Origin of the sequence: Algoriphagus ratkowskyi, from assembly GCF_002150505.1 — a bacterium.
Lineage (GTDB): Bacteria > Bacteroidota > Bacteroidia > Cytophagales > Cyclobacteriaceae > Algoriphagus > Algoriphagus ratkowskyi.
The window spans coordinates 82,561-99,277 of record NZ_MSSV01000017.1; the positions used below are offsets into that span (position 1 = coordinate 82,561).

At 41.0% G+C, this 16,717-nt stretch carries 13 protein-coding genes; 11 read left to right on the top strand and 2 right to left on the bottom strand.

Features of this window, described 5'->3' with window-relative positions; genetic code table 11:
* The first annotated feature begins 170 nt into the window (after positions 1-170).
* From BVH02_RS16645 to BVH02_RS16660, 4 genes are all read left to right on the top strand, one after another.
* Positions 171-1,673, top strand: coding sequence for a sodium:solute symporter (locus BVH02_RS16645; protein ID WP_086502599.1), 1,503 nt, complete (start codon positions 171-173; stop codon positions 1,671-1,673).
* A complete protein-coding gene (locus BVH02_RS16650; RefSeq protein ID WP_086502600.1) occupies positions 1,670-3,337 on the top strand; it encodes a ribulokinase in 1,668 nt (555 codons plus the stop codon). Before BVH02_RS16645 ends, BVH02_RS16650 begins: the two co-directional genes overlap by 4 nt.
* 129 nt (positions 3,338-3,466) lie before the next feature.
* The gene (locus tag BVH02_RS16655) at positions 3,467-4,012 is read left to right on the top strand and encodes a TlpA family protein disulfide reductase (protein ID WP_143244230.1); all 546 of its coding nucleotides are present in this window, start codon (positions 3,467-3,469) and stop codon (positions 4,010-4,012) included.
* Entirely contained in the window at positions 4,013-5,233 is a 1,221-nt protein-coding gene (locus BVH02_RS16660) for a hypothetical protein (protein ID WP_086502602.1), read from the top strand. It abuts the gene before it with no gap.
* 540 nt (positions 5,234-5,773) lie between these two features.
* Here the strand turns inward: BVH02_RS16660 and BVH02_RS16665 are convergent.
* Together BVH02_RS16665 and BVH02_RS16670 are read right to left on the bottom strand one after the other, a co-directional pair.
* Positions 5,774-6,082 (bottom strand): hypothetical protein, encoded by a 309-nt coding sequence (locus tag BVH02_RS16665; protein WP_086502603.1) that lies wholly within the window; start codon positions 6,080-6,082, stop codon positions 5,774-5,776.
* Between the two features lie 533 nt (positions 6,083-6,615).
* Positions 6,616-7,638 carry a LacI family DNA-binding transcriptional regulator gene (locus BVH02_RS16670; RefSeq protein WP_086502622.1) on the bottom strand — a complete coding sequence of 341 codons (1,023 nt, stop codon included), beginning with the start codon at positions 7,636-7,638 and terminating at the stop codon, positions 6,616-6,618.
* 113 nt (positions 7,639-7,751) lie between these two features.
* Between BVH02_RS16670 and BVH02_RS16675 the strand changes: the two genes are divergently transcribed.
* The 7 genes from BVH02_RS16675 (at position 7,752) to BVH02_RS16700 (ending at position 16,704) form a co-directional block, all read left to right on the top strand.
* Complete coding sequence (locus BVH02_RS16675; protein WP_086502604.1) at positions 7,752-8,399, top strand: UxaA family hydrolase; 648 nt, start codon at positions 7,752-7,754, stop codon at positions 8,397-8,399.
* The gene (locus BVH02_RS22070; protein ID WP_111357165.1) at positions 8,372-8,524 is read left to right on the top strand and encodes a UxaA family hydrolase; all 153 of its coding nucleotides are present in this window, start codon (positions 8,372-8,374) and stop codon (positions 8,522-8,524) included. Before BVH02_RS16675 ends, BVH02_RS22070 begins: the two co-directional genes overlap by 28 nt.
* Positions 8,521-9,288: an SDR family NAD(P)-dependent oxidoreductase gene (locus BVH02_RS16680; protein ID WP_086502605.1), complete on the top strand. Its 768-nt coding sequence runs from the start codon at positions 8,521-8,523 to the stop codon at positions 9,286-9,288. Before BVH02_RS22070 ends, BVH02_RS16680 begins: the two co-directional genes overlap by 4 nt.
* 256 nt (positions 9,289-9,544) lie before the next feature.
* Entirely contained in the window at positions 9,545-11,332 is a 1,788-nt protein-coding gene (locus tag BVH02_RS16685) for an arylsulfatase (protein WP_086502606.1), read from the top strand.
* A 309-nt stretch (positions 11,333-11,641) separates the two neighbouring features.
* The gene (locus BVH02_RS16690; protein WP_086502607.1) at positions 11,642-13,282 is read left to right on the top strand and encodes a sulfatase family protein; all 1,641 of its coding nucleotides are present in this window, start codon (positions 11,642-11,644) and stop codon (positions 13,280-13,282) included.
* Between the two features lie 151 nt (positions 13,283-13,433).
* On the top strand, positions 13,434-15,224 hold the full coding sequence (locus BVH02_RS16695; protein WP_086502608.1) for an alpha-L-fucosidase: 1,791 nt from the start codon (positions 13,434-13,436) through the stop codon (positions 15,222-15,224).
* 52 nt (positions 15,225-15,276) lie between these two features.
* Positions 15,277-16,704 carry a sulfatase family protein gene (locus tag BVH02_RS16700; protein WP_086502609.1) on the top strand — a complete coding sequence of 476 codons (1,428 nt, stop codon included), beginning with the start codon at positions 15,277-15,279 and terminating at the stop codon, positions 16,702-16,704.
* The last annotated feature ends 13 nt before the right edge of the window (positions 16,705-16,717 follow it).

The following is a 16,717-nucleotide window of genomic DNA, read 5'->3' on the forward strand; positions in this document are numbered from 1 at the left end:
CCACTGATTAGACAATTCCAGTGAGCTTTTAGAGCAATTATAAGCTTCTTAATCTGAGTAGTCACCAAAATGGGAAATGCGGTATTTGAACTTAAGCCATAAATTTCGGGGACAAGTGCAAATGCGTTAATTTCCCAATTTTAATTTCATCAAATCAAACAAAGCCAAGTATGGATTTGCCAATTATAGATTTAATAGTTTTTCTTGTTTACATGGCTGCAATAGTGCTGTTCGGGATTTCATTCTCCTTCCGGAAAAGAACAGCATTAGAATACACAACGGGTGGTGGACGACTTCCAAGTTGGGCGATAGGTATGTCAATCTTCGCAACGTTTGTAAGTAGCATCAGTTTTTTGGCACTGCCAGGAAATGCTTACTTATCCAATTGGAATGGATTTGTATTTAGCTTATCCATCCCTTTTGCAGCTTGGATAGCGGTGAAGTATTTTGTCCCACTTTATAGAAATCTTAAAAGTGAATCTGCCTATTATTACTTAGAGACACGCTTCGGTTCTTGGGCAAGGATCTATGCATCCATCTGTTATATGCTGACCCAGTTGGCAAGAATGGGCGCTATTATGTATTTATTGGCCTTACCTATGAATGCGCTATTTGGCTGGAGCATACCGATGATTATCATTTGCACAGGTATATCTGTGATGGTATATGCCATGCTGGGCGGTATAGAAGCAGTGATCTGGACAGATGCGATCCAAGGTATAGTACTGATAGCTGGTGCGGTACTTTGTCTGCTGGTGATTTTGTTTTCCATGCCAAATGGTCCTGGAGAAGTGATCACCATTGCTGCGGAGGCTGACAAGTTCAGTCTGGGAAGTTTCAAGTTCAACTTTGTTGAATCTACTTTTTGGATGATTTTAATTTACGGGCTATTCATCAATTTACAGAATTTTGGGATTGACCAAAGCTACATTCAGCGCTACATCTCTGCTAAAACGGAGAAAGAAGCTGTGAAATCCACTTGGCTGGGAAGTTTACTCTATGTGCCCGTTTCTTTGTTATTTTTCTTTATCGGAACAGCGCTTTTTTCCTATTACCAAGCTTACCCAGACTTATTGCCTTCAGACTTGCACTTGGCGGAGAATGCAGATAAGGTATTTCCGTACTTTATAGTATCTGGACTTCCTAGCGGCGTGACGGGGATTTTGATTGCTTCTATTTTTGCTGCAGGAATGAGCACGGTTTCCACGAGTATCAACAGTTCAGCAACCGTGTTTCTGTCGGATCATTATAGAAAATACATTCACAAAGATCCAACAGAAAAGCAATCCATGCGAGTTTTGTGGATTAGTTCTTCTGTGATGGGAGGACTAGCCATACTTGTAGCATTAGCTTTCAATGGAGTGACCAGTGCTTTGGAGGCATGGTGGGCGCTTTCATCGATTTTCAGCGGTGGGATTCTTGGCTTGTTTTTATTGGGTTTTGTGGTGAAAAAAGCTACTAGTAAAGCAGCTGCAATAGGTGTCCTCTGTGGCGTGGTAGTGATAGGATGGATGAGTCTTTCACCAGTTCTATTGAGTGGAACCAGTTTGGAAGGATTTCAAAATACGCTGCATACCAACCTGACCATAGTCATGGGAACGCTCACAATATTTATTATAGGTTTCCTTTTGACTTATCTCTTTTCCAAACAAAAAACAAACGTTGAATTATGAGTTATGTGATCGGTTTAGATTATGGAACAGATTCCGTACGGGCAATTTTGGTGAATTGTGCGAATGGAGAAGTGGTAGGGAATTCAGTTTATACTTATCCAAGATGGGCCAAAGGGCAGTATTGTGATCCACAAAAGAATCAATTCAGACAGCATCCATTAGATCACTTGGAAGGTTTAAGGGTTACTCTCTCTGAAGTAGTAATTAGTTCCAAGATCAATACGGATCAGATAAAGGGGATCTGTGTGGATACAACTGGATCCTCTCCGATGCCAGTCAATGTAAAAGGTGAATCTCTCGCTATGACTGCAGGATTTGAGGAGAATCCCAATGCTATGATGATTCTATGGAAGGATCATACAGCGATCAAAGAAGCTGCGGAAATAACGGAATTGGCTAGAACATGGGCTGGGGAAGATTTCACTAAGTATTCTGGTGGGATTTATTCTTCAGAATGGTTCTGGTCAAAAATCCTGTCGGTCCATAGAAAAGATAAAGCAGTAGCAGCAGCGGCGTTCTCCTGGGTAGAGCATTGCGATTACATCACAGGAATTTTGACAGGAATTGACCCCCTAAGTCTAAAAAGAAGTAGATGTGCTGCAGGTCATAAGGCTTTATGGCATCAGGACTGGGATGGACTTCCTCCAGCACACTTTCTATCTATCTTAGATCAGTCTCTTCCGGCACTGCGTGAAAATCTGTATGTAAAAACATTTACCTCCAATGAACCTGCCGGGACTATCAGCAAAGAATGGGCAAAGAGCCTGGGACTATCTGAGAAAACAGTAATTGCGGTGGGAACAATAGATGCTCACGCAGGTGCAGTGGGTGCAGGGATCAAAGAAAATACGCTGGTAAAAGTAGTGGGGACATCAACCTGTGATATGCTAGTCGCCTCGGACGAATCTTTAGGAAAAACTCTAGTAAAAGGGATTTGTGGCCAAGTGGAGGGCTCTATCTTGCCTGGATTCCATGGTTTAGAGGCTGGGCAGGCTGGATTTGGAGATGTCTTAGCATGGTTTGTCAGCTTGATATTAGCGCCATCTATCAGCTTGTTGAATAGTAGTGAGATACTTGATTTGGAATCCAAGAATGCTCTGATTCAAGAATTTAGGGATAAAATGATTTTTCAGTTATCTGAAGATGCGTCAAACCTGTCTGTTGTAGAAAGCAAGGTAGTATCACTAGACTGGATAAATGGTCGTCGTTCTCCCGATGCAGATGAGTCATTGGAAGGTGCAATTATCGGCTTAAACATGGGGACCACTCCTGCACATATATTTAGAAGTTTGGTTGAATCTCTATGCTTTGGGTCAAGAAGAATAATTGATCGCTTTGAAGAAGAAGGGCTGCAAATCGAAGAAGTAATCGCCATAGGCGGTGTAGCTAATAAGTCCAAATTGGTGATGCAAATTATGGCAGATATCCTTGATCGATCCATCAAAATCACAGCTTCTACCCAAACACCAGCATTGGGAGCTGCCATATATGCAGCCGTTGCATGTGGAGAATTCCCAACTATGGAGGAAGCGAGCAAAGCTATGGCGCCTGGATTTGATCAGGTTTACGAACCGAATTTTTCGAACAAGGAATTTTATGATAAAAAATATAAGGCTTATCAGAAACTAGGTACAGTGGTGGAGGATTTTAATAAGAGGGGGTGAGTATTGTGTCCAAGAACTAACAATTGATGTAAGTAGTTCTATCAGCGTAACAGCTATAGATTAAATTTTTGCATTATTCCTTGTAAGCTTTTTTTATATATTCGTGAATCATCCTAACCAAATTTGAAATTGTATCACTTCGTAGCATTATTTAGAAAAGGCAGGTTAAACCTTGTAGTATTACTTGTTTTCCTGATGTCAGGCCTCATAGGATGCAAACAGAGCGACTCTTCGGCTACAGAAAAGTCGGATCAAACGATATCCTCTGACAGCCTTCAACTGAACAACATACACTTCAATGATTTAAATGGCAATTCTATTCAATTGTCAGATTTTGAAGGCAAGAGGGTTTTATTGCATTTTTGGGCTACGTGGTGCAAACCCTGTATAGAAGAAATGCCTGAATTGGAGCGTGTCAGACCACTTCTGGAAAAGGAAAACTTCCAGCTTTTATTGGTCTCCGAAGAATCGGCAGAGACAATTAAAGCTTACGAAAAGAAGTCGAATTTTGATCTGGAATTCTTAAGATATGATGGTGCGCTTTCCGACCTGAAAATATATGCTCTTCCTGCTACATTCGTTTTTAATGAAAAAGGTGAAAAAGTAAGAGAAATTTCAGGTAAAATGAATTGGGATTCAGAGGAAACTATTACTCAACTTATCAGCCTACCCTAAATGGAAAATATTACAAAAGTAGTCGCGCTGCTCATGTTAGTGCTAGCAGTTTCATGCAAGCAGGACAAGGCAGATACACTTACAAGTATTCCTTTTCCAGATGGAGAGGAAACTTCACTTCCTTACTTATTCTCTGGGATTGAAGGTCTAATGATGTCATGGGTGAAAATGGTGAATGACTCTACCGCTCAGCTGAAATATTCTCGACTGGAAGGATCTAATTGGGTCCCGCCAAAGGTAATTGTGGAAGGGACAGATTGGTTTGTCAATTGGGCAGATTTTCCTTCGATTACTGAGAATAACGGGAATCTTCTGACGCATTTTCTGGAGAAATCCTCCAAGGAGACATTTTCTTACGATGTGAAGTTGAACCTACTACCTAAAGGTGTTACGCAATGGAGAAATGGACTTCAATTGCACAACGATTCTACCAAAACAGAACATGGTTTTGTTTCGGTATTGCCTTATCAAGAGGATTCATTTTTTGTAGCCTGGTTAGACGGAAGAGGATCAGGTGCTTCTATGAATCATGGACACGATTCTCATGGAGGCTCAATGTCAATAAGGGCTGCTACCGTGAGTTCTGATGGTACAATATCCAATGAGAGTCAGCTAGATGCCAAAACCTGCGACTGTTGCCAAACTACTGCAGCCATCACAGACAATGGTCCAATTGTGATTTACAGAGATCGCTCTGATGAAGAGGTGAGAGATATCGCCATCACGCGATACGTAAATGGGCAATGGACCACACCCAAAATTATCCATGAAGATGGCTGGAAAATTAATGGATGTCCTGTTAACGGACCGAAAGCAGATGCAAAAGGCAATTCCCTTGTGGTTACATGGTTTACTGGAGTAAATAATAAACCAGTCGTGAATGTGGCCTTTTCTACTGATGGTGGAGAGAATTTTGGAGAACCTATTCAAGTTAGTGGACTGGAAACCTTAGGTAGGGTGGATGTGGCTATTCTAGAGAGCAACATGGCAGTAGTAAGTTGGGTAGATACTGAGAATGGAAAAAATTATCTCAAAGCTATGAAAGTAGAGAGTTCAGGTAAAATGTATACGCCTGTACTTGTGACCGAAATGGATCCTGTAAGAAAGAGTGGTTTTCCACAAATGGAGAAATTGGACGACAAGCTTTACTTCGCATGGACTGATATACTCGAAGATATCGGGAGTGTTAAGACAGCTTTTATATCGATTTCGTCACTTTGATTTTCAGGGTTATATTCTTAGCTATAGAGGATTTAACAAGCCATGAATCCTTAAACTTTTAACATTTTTCCTGCGGGAAATAAAAGTGTTTACTGGACCCTAAAACCCCAGTCTGAATTATTTACTTATCCATACGGAATAGGTGGGTCAATAACCATGTTTATACTTTCCAGATTCTAATAAGTTTCTGGTAGCTGTAGGTAGTGAAAATTCAGTACCTACGCCCCAATTAATCTTTTGGAAGGCGGTGTTTTGGTCGAATAAAGAACTACTTATGACTGCATCGCCAAATCCAGATTGATTTCCACTTTCACATTAGAAGTAAATAAGGAGATAAAGAATAAAATCACACCCACTTACGGCACTAAGTGTGGGAAAAAAAAGCTGTAGTGTATAAGTTTTTACAGTTAGATAGTTTCTTGTCAATGTATGATGAATACGAAGTTGTGATGATGTGCCCCCAAATAGCTAGACACTTGTTGGGGGCATTGTTGTTAATCAAGGGGACTTCAATAAGTCAGATCAAATACCATCGTAAATTCAAAACCCATCAGGTTTGGTTTCCGGATGCTTTTGCCAATATTGTACAATAGAAGGCATGTATTCATCGCTTTCAATGGTTCCTTGTAAGTCAGCTTTTTGACCTTGATAAAGATAGATTTTATTGTCTTCGACTTTCTCAATAGTTAGGTCTTCTTTTTTCAATAAGTCCTTCACTTTTTTTAAATCCTCCGGATCTTTAATAAATGTTTCGAAGCGGATATAGAATTCTTCTCCTATGGGAGGGATGGGGTAGTCACTTGGAATAATAGCACTGATAACTGGATCTGTTGGAAAAATGATTTTCATGGCTCTCGAATTTATTTTGTTTATTAAAACTAACCATGATTGCCTAGAATGTCAACCAATGTTTTCTATACCTATTGAAGCAGTAGTTTTAGTAAACCAATTGTGTGGACCAGAGCGGTTTTGAATCCATAAATCATCCCGAGGTTTGACTTGATTGATGGGTAGTTAATTGCATTTTAGTCCACCCTGTAGGAGTTATTCACCTGCGCACAAGATAATAATAACCCACATTCCATAAATCTAGAAATGTATTAAGACGGGCCTCCAGAATCTTTTAAATTTTTGAAAAAAGTTGGAAAAGTTATCAGAGGTTTGGATTAGTTGTATGACAATGATATTCACTTTCGTGCTGTTTCCTTATCTCATTTCCAAAGCAAACCCACATCCTCTCCAGGTTCCATTTATGAGTTAATCAGTTCAATGAATGGCAGTAATTTTAGCCTTATAAATCATCTGTGGCAGTTTTGACATCTACAAATCAAAGGGATAAGTAGCGCATCGGTATCCAAACAAAACTAAAGCTCATTATCAAATTAAAAAGAGATGTTTTTAGTGGTTTCTCTTAATATAAGTTCTGGGTTGATAATAATTTTTTCAGAAACCATTGGTTCGTTCTTATTTAAGATTGAGATGATTTTTTGGGCGGTGAGTTCTCCCATTTTTGCAGCTACTTGTTGTACTGTGGAAAGTTTTGGGCTCATGTAAGTTGCCACTGGTTCATCAGAAAAACCAATTACAGAAATATCATCAGGAACCCTCTTGCCCATATTATGTAGTACATTCACAGCATAGTGGGCTACGTAGTCATTGAACACAAATAGACCATCAAGCTTGGGGTGTTTTTTCAATGTTTTTTTTAGGAATTTATCTATTGAAGAAAGCTCAAATTCATAGTAATGAACCATGGACTCTCTCACCTTTATTTCATGGAAGTTAAGAGCATCCAAGTACCCATAGAGCCTATTATTGCTGTTGTTTAGATTTATACTTCCAGTGATGTGCGCAATATATTTGCAGCCAGTTTTTAATAAATGAGCAGTAGCATCGAAAGAGGCTTGATAATCATTAGTAATTACTTTAGGAACTGGGAGAAAATTCGCCACCCGGTCAAAAAACACAATAGGAACCTCATGTTTTAGTAGCTGTTTAAAATGGTCAAATGTCTTAGTTTCTCGGGAAATAGCAACCAAAACCCCGTCAACGCGATGCTTGAGACAAGTTTGGGTAGCCTTAATTTCTTGCTCTATAGACTCATCAGTACTGAAAAGGAGAAGTGAGTAATCGGTTTCTTTCAGGATTTTTTGTATACCCTCTATAACTTTTGAGAAAAAGTGGAGCGAAAGCTGAGGTACTATTACAGCAATGATCTGACTTTTTCCCTTACTCAAATTATGGGCATTAGAGTTCGCTTGATATCCCAATTCGTCAGCAAGGTTTTGTACCAATGCCCGTGTCTTTTCGCTGATGCGAGCGTGATTGCTTAGCGCACGGGAAACCGTAGAATGCGATAAATTCAGTTGTTTGGCTATTTCGGTAATAGTGACATACTTTCCCATGGGAGTAATATAATATGCACACCTGTGCATAGCAACTATTTTTATTTGAGGTCGAAATCAAGATCAAATACTGCTAATATGCAAGCATAGTATTTTATCAACTAGACCCAAAAATGCATAAAAATAGGTTGCTGAAAATTGATAATGCAGACAATGTACTCGTGGCTCTTGTCGACCTTGACCCAGGTATTATTTCTTACGAAGAGTTAAGCATCAATCTTCCCAAGGCAGTAAAACAAAAGCACAAATTTTTAACAACTGATCTAAAGAAGGGAGAGATAATCATCCGGTATGGGGTGCCTGTAGGAAAGGCAAATTGGGACCTGAAGGCTGGTGAGATTATTAATATAGAGAACATTACTCATTTTGCCGATGAGGAGACGATCCATGAAGCTGCAGATACTTGGCAGGTGCCAAATGTAGCGCATTGGCAAGACAGAACTTTTTTAGAATATCACAGACAGGATGGAAAAATTGGGACAGCTAATTATTGGCTTTTTGTTCCATTGGTTTTTTGTGAAAATAGCAATCTAAAAGTAATTGAGGAAGCTTTGTCCAAAGGCTTGGGCTATTACAAACCCAATAAATACGAGGAATATGTCCGGACTAAAATCTCCTCCGATTCCACATTTAAATCCCTGGCTTCCGAGAAAAAGGTTTTCGAAAATATAGAGGGAATCAAATTCCTTTACCATCACGGAGGTTGTGGCGTAACCAGATTTGATCGATCTGGATGCGGGCGATTACTCTTGAGGAAGTAACCACAGAACAAGCCGGAGAGGAATTTTTAGAAAAAATCATTGCGGTAGCCAATGGGCAAGAAACCAAAGCAATGAAGCTTGAACAAAACGATTTTATACCATGGAAAAGGGGAGTGTTACTATGAATAAACTATTTAATTTAAGTGGAAAACGTGCCATCGTCACCGGTGGCGGAAGTGGAATAGGCAGAGCTATTTCCATAGCACTAGCAACCAACGGAGCTGAAGTTTCCATTTTTGATCTCAATATGGACAATGCAGAGGCCGTTGCGCTGGAAATCACTAATGCCGGAGGAGATGCTAAGGCTGTGAAATGCGATGTTTCTGATGAGAAAAGTGTCAAACAGGCGATGGACAATAGTGCAATAGATATTTTAATCAATAATGCAGGAATTGCACACATAGGAAATGTGAGCAATACTACCCCTGAGGACATGGACAGGATTTACAATATCAATGTGAAAGGTGCCTACCATTGCCTAAGAGAAGGAGTGAATCTGATGAAATCCAAAGGTGGGACGATTATCAATGTATCTTCAGTAGCTGCGCATGTGGGTATTTCAGATCGATTTGCCTACTCAATGAGTAAGGGCGCTATTCATGCGATGACCTTGTCTGTGGCAAGAGACTTTTTATCAAATAATATTCGCTGCAACAGCATCTCACCGGCGCGGGTTCATACCCCTTTTGTAGATGGGTTTTTGGAAAAAAATTATCCCGGAAATGAGAAGGAAATGTTCCAGGCCCTCTCCAGTACACAGCCTATTGGTCGTATGGGGAAGCCTGCTGAAATAGGCGCATTGGTACTCTATTTATGCTCGGATGAAGCATCTTTTGTTACTGGAACTGATTTTCCGATAGATGGTGGATTTATCACTTTAAACAACTAATTCTGGCTAATCTATCAAAGAAATTAATGTAATTTGGAGATGCTGGTATGGAGTTTTTATCAAAATTATGGGAGTATTTTAAGTATTCATCTTCTATGAAATTAATCCACTCTACGCGAGAAATAGGTTTTTGTGCACAGGTGTGTACATGTTAAAACAGGTAATTCTATTTGTTGTTAATCATCATTTGGTAGCTTAGTAATCGATTGCGGACGTGATATGAAGGCAATTAATAATTAACCCAAAATAAAACCAAATGAAAAACCTTTTTAGACCTCTAGTCATCCTAATCGGATTGGCTATGACGATTCAGAGTGAAATTTTTGCTCAACAAAAACCCAACGTCATTTTTGTGATCACAGATGATCAGGGGATGGGTGACTTGGGGTCGATGGGTAATAAGATTATTAAAACCCCCAGCCTTGATGCTTTTCATGAGGATGCTGTAAGATTTACCAATTACCATGTTTCTACCACGTGTGCACCTTCCAGAGGTGCTATCATGACTGGTAGATATACCAACAGACTCAATGTTTTTCATACGATCAGCGGACGCTCTTTGTTGTTTGAAGATGAAGTGATCCTACCGCAGATTTTTGCTCAAAATGGCTACACCAATGGTATGTTTGGCAAGTGGCATTTGGGTGATAATTATCCATTTCGTCCGGAAGATAGGGGGTTTCATGAGGTAGTTCGTCATGGCGGTGGTGGAATCACCCAAGGCCCTGATTACTGGGACAATGATTACTTCGATGATACCTATTGGCACAATGGAGAGCTGGAGAAATACGAAGGCTATTGTACAGATGTGTTTTTCTCAGAGGCGATGGATTTTATAGAAGAAAACAAAGACAAGCCATTTTTCGCCTATATAGCTACCAATGCTCCACATGGCCCACTCAATGTACCTGAGGAATACTACAATTTGTACAAGGACTTAAGTGAAGAAGAACTACCTGATAAATTCAAAAGATTTTACGGGATGATTTCCAATATTGATGACAACTTCAAACTACTTCAGCAGAAGTTGGATGAGCTGAATTTAACTGATAACACCATCTTGATATTCACTACAGACAATGGGACAGCAGGTGGGAATAAGGTGTATGATGGAGGTTTGAGAGGGGCAAAAGGGAGTATCTATGAAGGTGGTCATCGTGTCCCTTTATTTATTCGCTGGCCTGACGGACAGCTGACAGGAGGTAACGACATTGACAAGCTGGTCGCTCATTATGACTTGTTGCCTACGTTTGTGGATTTGCTTGGATTAGATTTCAATCCGGTAAAACCTCTAGATGGAACTAGCCTAAAGCCTTTGCTTACAAACAGCGCTACGCCTTGGCCGAATAGAATCCTCTATGTGGATACTCAGCGACTACAGAACCTGAACAAATACAAGGATTACTCAGTAATGGACGATCGTTGGAGATTAGTCAATGGCAGCGAGCTGTATGACATGGAAAATGATAAAATTCAGTCCAAAAATGTCATCGCCGAGCATCCATTGGAGGCAGATAAATTGGCAGTAGGCTACGAAAAATGGTGGGAATCCATCATGGGCGAAGGTCCAAATGAGCGATATGCCTACATCAAAGTTGGATCGGGCAAAGAGAATCCAAGCCGTATTTCAGCTCACGATATGCTAACCGGAAAACATGAAAGTTCATGGCACCAGAATGGGGCTATTACTGCCTCACAAGTGACAGGACGATGGAAAATCGAATTTGTTGAGGATGGGGAATATGCTATTACACTTCGAAGATTTCCTAGAGAAAGCGGCTTAGGTATCAATGCGACTTTCCCTTCCCAAAAGAAAACCATAGAACTGGAAAACGATAAGCCGGCAAGTGTAAAGGATGATTTTAAAGAAGCCTACCTATATGTAGCGAATCTGGAGAAATCTGAAAGTATCCAGAAAGACCAGGAAGAGGTGACGTTTACAGGACAAATCTCTGCAGGAAAATATGACATGGAGGCTCAGCTGATTGATGCAGACAAGCGCGTATATCCGGCTTATTACATCTATATAGAAAAGTTGAAATAATTCATGTTGCCATATTAATTAGGTGGTTATCCGCAATAATCCCAGTAGCCATAATTCCTTTGCTCTAAAGGACAGAAGTCCGAAGACGGGTGACTGAAGTGGCCTAAAATCTAGAGTTTAGCTTATTTTGGGATGCTTTAATGCCCTTAGTGGTAGAACAGCCGATACACAATTGAATTAATACTTAAAGTGTTGAAAAGGACTGTAGGGCAGCTGTTTATGTGATAGTGCCTTTGTCTTCTTAAATGGTGCTTCATAGAAACAATGCTTTTAAATCGATTTCAAGCAAAAAGTTAGATTCCAGAAAATATGAATAATTCTAGAAACAATAGAACTGCTTTTCTGATCCCTTTGGTATTTGGATCCCTACTTTTTTTAACCCAAAAAGTAGCCGCACAGGAAACAAAAAGACCCAATATCGTGGTGGTTTTAGCCGATGATATGCGCTGGGATTACCTCGGGGCAATGGGTGCGAATGATATTGTTCAAACTCCGAATTTGGATAAACTGGCAGCGGAAGGAACATTATTCAGCAATGCCTTTGTGACATCAGCAATTTGCACACCCAGCAGAACTTCCATCCTTACGGGAATGTATGAGCGAAAACATGGAGTCACCTTTGGGTCAAATTCCGTGATGACCGAAGAGGCTTGGGGCAATACTTATCCCATGCTTCTTCGTAAAAGTGGCTACTATACTGGTTGGGTAGGGAAAAACCACACGCCAATAGGGAAAACCGAAAAAGGTGTAGGCTACGCAAGTGGAGTAATGGAGGAGTCTTTTGATTATTGGAGGGCAGGTCATGGACATCTTAGTTTTTACCCTAAGAATGTCCATGAAATTTTCAGTGATGCCAAAGCGGATAATCAGATCGATATTATTCAGGAAGCAATAGATGAGTTTTTGAGTGTGGATGAGGCCATGGAGACCTCCAAAAGTTTCCTCAGAACCCGTCCTGAAGATCAGCCTTTCTGCTTGCTAATCAACTTTAATGTTCCTCATAGCAACAGCACCAACAGCATGAAGCAATTGCCGAGTGATCCGGCACTTTATCGCACTGGCTATAGAGATCAACTGGATCAATTGATTCTACCTACTAATTATATTGCTTTTGATTCCATCCAAACACCGAAGCTTCCTATCAACGTGTACAGCGGAGAATATCTACCGAGTTACGATTGGGTGAAGTCGAAAGAATCACTAAATGAAAATCAGATAAGAACCCTGGAGACTGTTACGGGAATGGATCAGGTGGTGGGAAATATAATCCAGGAATTGGAAGCGCAGGGAGTTCTCGATAATACCATCATAGTCTTTACCTCTGATCATGGCATTCTACATGGAGAATTTGGACTTGGAGGAAAGACCTTGCTCTACGATGTGGATTTGAAAGTTCCTTTGGTCATCTATGCTCCGGGCTTGGATCAGCAGCAAGTAGTGGATGAGTTGAGTCTTAATATTGACCTTGGTCCAACTTTGCTTGATATGGCAGGAGTGGAGATTCCTGAGGAAATGCAGGGAAAAAGTTTAAAGCCTCTGATCGAGAATAAGGACGTAGCATGGAGAACAGATTTTTTTAGTGAAAACATGTTCATGGAGCAAAACTACCCACGCACCGAGGCAGTTCGGACGAAGGATTGGAAATACATTCGGTACTTCAGCAAGGATAAAGATCAGCATCATATCCTTTCCCTGATCTCACCAATCTTGGGTGAGGAGCCTATTTACGAAGAGCTTTACGATTTGAAAAATGATCCTAACGAAGTGCATAATCTAGCAAATGAAGCAGATTCGCAAAAGCTTTTGGAAATGTTCAGAAAGAGATGTGATGAACTACTGAAAGAGGCTAAAGGAGACAACGAATTGCCTAAGACCTATATCAGCAATTTTGATGATGAGGAATTTAAAGCACGTGTTAAGCAGGTTTACAAAAATCTTAACCTTGATTAATACCTGCTTGCTTTAAGTTTATTTCAAGCATTATGCTTCATATAACCCTATACAACAGGACAATTTATGATTTAATAATGGCTTCATTTGATTGGGTGCCTATGGGCAAGATTAATAAGTATTAGTAGTTAGTTCAGATAACAGAAAATACATGAATATTCTAAAATACGGGCTGACTGTCCTCAGCTTCACTGCAGCTTTGAACCTCGCGGCCCAGGATAAGAAATCCGAAAGCATGGACGAAATGTGGGGTGCTCAAAAAATGGTTACTCGCACGGATAAAGGTGATATGGCTGCTTTGTTTGATGATGGCAATTATTCCATGTTTATCCATTGGGGTCTCTATTCCAATATTGCCAACAAGTGGAATGATACAACCTATTATGGTATCAGTGAGTGGATCATGAATCCTCGGCGGGCCGGCATTCCTGTGGACGAGTACATGGCAGAAGCCAAAAACTTCAATCCGGTAAATTTTGATGCAAAGGCTATCGCCCAACTCGCCAAAGATGCCGGCATGAAATACATCGTTGTCACAAGCAAACACCACGACGGATTTGCGATGTACGACTCCAAAAGCAATGATTTTAATATTGTAAAAGCTACCCCTTTTGCCCGTGACCCTATGAAGGAATTGGCTCAGGCCTGCAAGGAATTAGGTCTTGGCTTTGGCTTTTACTATTCACATAATCAGGACTGGACTTTTCCGGGAGGAAATGGCGGGCCCAAAGTCAATGAAAAAGGTGAAGAGGTAGGATTCGATTACTATTTCAGAGAGAAGTGCTTGCCTCAAGTAGAAGAGATCACAACTCAGTACGGGGATATTGCCATGGTTTGGTTTGATACGCCAGGCAATATGGAAAAGAAATATGTGGAGGAATTGGTGAATGTGGTGAGGAAAAATCAGCCAAATGCCATGATTTCCGGCCGTGCAGGTCATAATCTGGGAGATTATCTTTCTCTGGGTGATATGAATATTCCGGTGAAAAATGTTCCCGGTCTCTGGGAAACAGTGGATGTAACCAATGATTCTTGGGGGTACGCATGGTATGATGAAAATTGGAAAAGCCCTAAGCGCATTCTGAAATCAGCGATTTCTACTGTTGCACGTGGTGGAACTTACATGCTCAATGTCGGGCCCAAGCCAGATGGTACTATACCTGAAGAAGCTCAAAGTAGCCTTCGAGGTGCTGGAGAATGGATAGAAACTTATCCCCAATTGATCTATGCAGCTGAACCATCTCCATGGGGACGTGAACTTCCTTGGGGAGATGCTACAGTAACCAATGGAAAACTGAACCTAGCTATTTACGATTGGCCTGCAGATGGGCAAATTGTTTTGCCAGGTTTGAAGAATAAAATCAAATCAGCCGGTCTTTGGGTGGATGGGAAATTGCAGGCTGTTAAAACCGTAAATAATGAAACTTGGACTTCCATTACACTTCCAGCAAATAGACCTGACAAACTGATTTCTGTAATTGAAATTGAAGTAGAAGGAGAGCTTTCTGTGGATCAATCCCTAAGCATAGATCCATATTATTCTACTGAATTGTCAGCCGCCTTTGCTTCTGGCGATGGAGCTACGGTAAAGGAAAAGAGATGGATGGAGAAATTTGGAGAATGGAAGCATATTTCCCAAGCTCAGGATTTTACCGAAGGTGGAAAAGTAACCTGGGAAGTGGATGTGTTGGAGCCGGGCTATTATCAGGTGGACTTAAATTATGCCGGAGACAGCAGATTGGTTTGGCGAGTGACTAACTCTGAAGGTGATTTGGTACAAAATGAGCAAAATGCATCGCACGTGTATCATTACTATGAAATTGGGCTACTTAAGTTTGAGAAAGCCGGAAAACATACGGTCTCGGTAGAAGTTAAAGAGGGCGATATCAAAAGCGCAAGCCTAAAAGAAATCAGGTTCACACCATTATCAATTTTAGAGTAGTCCTTGAACATGGCTTCACAAACTTTTAGAATCTAAAGAAGAATTTAGCATCATGAAAAACTCCTTTCTACCGCCTTTCACTTTTCCTCAATTTTCGAGCCTTCCAAAAGCTCTCGTAGGAGGATTGCTCTTCCTAGGATTTTCTTGCCAAGCTCCAAAAACTGAAGAAAGCACGGTAGCGACAGATGATCGTCCAAATATCATTTTCATCTTCGCGGATGATTGGGGTTATGGAGATTTGGGCGCATACGGAGCTACTGAAGTAAAGACTCCGAACCTTGACAAATTGGCCGAACAAGGAACCAAATTCACACAGTTTCATGTGACCAGTGGTGTATGTTCTCCAAGTCGAAGTTCTGTGATTACAGGGCATTTTCCGGCAAGACATCGCGTACACGGTCACTTTGCCGGGAATGAACCTAATGCGAAGCGGAATATGCCTAACTGGCTAGACGAAAATCTGCCAGTTTACATGCCTCAATTAATGCAGGATGCCGGATACACTACGGCTCATTTTGGGAAGTGGCACTTGGGTGGAGGTGGATTACCTCATGGTGATCTATCCGCTCCCGAACCAAAGGCGTATGGCTATGATGAAACCCGTGTTTGGAATGGCAATGGGCCGACATGGAAAGGCGACCAATTGTGGCCTACTACGCGCTACATGGATGATGACAGCACCTGGGTGCACAGCTCAAGTAGAATTGTAGTCGATGTGACCATAGATTTTCTTGAGAGAAATAAGGATAAAGGATCACCAATGTTTGTGAATCTTTGGCTGAAAGATCCGCATACGCCGCTTTGGCCAACGGATGAGCAAAAAGCACCTTACGCAGGCATGGAGCCAGATAAGGAAATTTATTTCGGAGTGCTGACGGATGCGGATAGACACATTGGACGATTGATGGAGGCTTTGAAAGAGCTGGGCTTAAATGAAAATACCCTAGTGATTTTCAGTAGTGACAATGGTCCTGCTATAGCGATGCCAGCTTTGACCGTGGGTTCAACGGGGGGACTGAGAGGTAGAAAAGTAGATATTTTCGAAGGAGGAGTGAATGTTCCTTTTATTGTGAGATGGCCAGGTAAAGTTGATGCTGGCAAAGTTGATAGTACAAGTGTGCTTTCAACAGTAGACTTACTTCCTACATTCGCTGCTTTGGCTCATAAAGACTTGCCGACTGACTACCAGCCTGATGGAGAAAACATCATATCAATTTTCGATAACAAGACTTTCAATAGAACAAAACCACTTTTCTGGGAATGGAGATTTGCGGTAGCTGACCGTCCAAATGGCTGGGTTTCGGCAGCAGTTCGAGATGGGGAATGGAAGCTAATGTCCGATGAAAAACGCGGGAGAGTGGAGCTTTATAACATTGAAGATGATCGCGCGGAATCCAATGATCTTGCTGCTGCTAATCCAGAGAAAGTAACACAGCTTTTGGCATTGTGGGATCAATGGAAATCTGAATTGCCTGAGTAATTGAGTAATTGAA

What these genes read in the sequence shown, in the direction of transcription:
- BVH02_RS16675 (WP_086502604.1), top strand. Translation starts at nt 7,752, where the DNA reads ATGCATAAAAATAGGTTGCTGAAAATTGATAATGCAGACAATGTACTC.
- BVH02_RS16665 (WP_086502603.1), bottom strand. Translation starts at nt 6,082, where the DNA reads ATGAAAATCATTTTTCCAACAGATCCAGTTATCAGTGCTATTATTCCA.
- BVH02_RS16695 (WP_086502608.1), top strand. Translation starts at nt 13,434, where the DNA reads ATGAATATTCTAAAATACGGGCTGACTGTCCTCAGCTTCACTGCAGCT.
- BVH02_RS16685 (WP_086502606.1), top strand. Translation starts at nt 9,545, where the DNA reads ATGAAAAACCTTTTTAGACCTCTAGTCATCCTAATCGGATTGGCTATG.
- BVH02_RS16700 (WP_086502609.1), top strand. Translation starts at nt 15,277, where the DNA reads ATGAAAAACTCCTTTCTACCGCCTTTCACTTTTCCTCAATTTTCGAGC.
- BVH02_RS16650 (WP_086502600.1), top strand. Translation starts at nt 1,670, where the DNA reads ATGAGTTATGTGATCGGTTTAGATTATGGAACAGATTCCGTACGGGCA.
- BVH02_RS16690 (WP_086502607.1), top strand. Translation starts at nt 11,642, where the DNA reads ATGAATAATTCTAGAAACAATAGAACTGCTTTTCTGATCCCTTTGGTA.
- BVH02_RS16660 (WP_086502602.1), top strand. Translation starts at nt 4,013, where the DNA reads ATGGAAAATATTACAAAAGTAGTCGCGCTGCTCATGTTAGTGCTAGCA.
- BVH02_RS16680 (WP_086502605.1), top strand. Translation starts at nt 8,521, where the DNA reads ATGAATAAACTATTTAATTTAAGTGGAAAACGTGCCATCGTCACCGGT.
- BVH02_RS16670 (WP_086502622.1), bottom strand. Translation starts at nt 7,638, where the DNA reads ATGGGAAAGTATGTCACTATTACCGAAATAGCCAAACAACTGAATTTA.
- BVH02_RS22070 (WP_111357165.1), top strand. Translation starts at nt 8,372, where the DNA reads ATGCGGGCGATTACTCTTGAGGAAGTAACCACAGAACAAGCCGGAGAG.
- BVH02_RS16645 (WP_086502599.1), top strand. Translation starts at nt 171, where the DNA reads ATGGATTTGCCAATTATAGATTTAATAGTTTTTCTTGTTTACATGGCT.